1 protein-coding gene is annotated in these 1102 nt (G+C 66.6%); it reads left to right on the top strand.

Annotated elements, in window-relative coordinates:
- Positions 1-180 precede the first annotated feature (180 nt).
- Entirely contained in the window at positions 181-1050 is an 870-nt protein-coding gene (locus ACE04F_RS13555) for a CAP domain-containing protein (RefSeq protein ID WP_486107409.1), read from the top strand.
- Positions 1051-1102 lie beyond the last annotated feature (52 nt).

Raw genomic sequence — 1102 nt, 5'->3', positions numbered from 1 at the left:
CCCCCCCCCCCCCCCCCCCCCCCCCCCACAAAAGCATTGTGCGGTCAGGCGTTTATGTCTGGGTGCGCCGGAAACCAGTTTCAAAAGCCACAGTCCTAGCCCAGCCCTGAACGAAGCGTTTCGGGCTGATTGGCGCCGTCTCCCGGCGCTCCGGCAATTCCCTTCCAGAGCTGTCCATCCATGCGCCACCTCGTTCGCTCTCGCCGTTTTGCTGCGCTGTGCCTCACGATCCTGTTTCCGTTGTTCCCCAGCCCGGCCCATGCCCGAGGCGAAGGACAACTGGTGAGTGCCATCAACGACTACCGCAGCCAGCCCCACCGCTGTGAATGGCAAACGGTGCGTGCTGCCCAACCTTTGGTATTGCGCTCCAACCTGGCGTTGCCGATCGGCTTCAGCGGTGGCTTGCGCGAAACCCTGAGCAGATCCGGCTATCAGGCCCGGTCAGTGCGCAGCATTCGCCTGACCGATGCGCGGGACGCCGAAGAAGCGTTCGAGCGGCTGGCGGACGAGCATTGCGCAGCGCTACTGGACAGCCAGTACGCCGACATTGGCATCAATCGGGTCGGGGATGAATGGCGCGTAGTGCTCGCACAACCCATGGGCGGAACGCGGATCAGCGACACGCGTGACATCGGCGCGCCGGACAAAACGCTGCTGGCCCAGGTCAATGCCGCCAGGGCCAAGCCCCGCATGTGCGGCCGCCAGCGCTTTGCGGCGGCTCGGCCGCTGAGCTGGAACGCCGCGCTGGGAAGCGCTGCCCAGGGCCACAGTCGGTCAATGGCCCGCGGCAACTATTTTGCCCATCGCGACCCGGACGGTCGCTCCACATCCGAGCGGGCCAGGAGCGCCGGTTTTCGCGGACGCAAACTCGGCGAGAACATTGCCGCCGGACAACGTTCGCCAAGCCAGGCCATGCACGACTGGCTCGCCAGCCCCGGGCATTGCGCCAACCTGATGAACCCGATGTTCACCCAGGTCGGTGCGGCGTCCGCCAGCGACGCCCGCAGTGACGCGGGCGTGTACTGGACGATGGTGCTTGGCGCGCCGTGAGGTAACGGACGGGTGTCCCGTGGCGAGGGAGCTTGCTCCCGCTGGCCTGCGC

Source organism: Pseudomonas sp. AGC41 (assembly GCF_057334555.1).
Note: the sequence above shows the minus strand (reverse complement) of the source record. Positions and strands in the feature narration are given on the sequence as shown.

Excerpts from the sequence above, each read along its gene's own strand:
- ACE04F_RS13555 (WP_486107409.1), top strand. The coding sequence starts at position 181 with ATGCGCCACCTCGTTCGCTCTCGCCGTTTTGCTGCGCTGTGCCTCACG.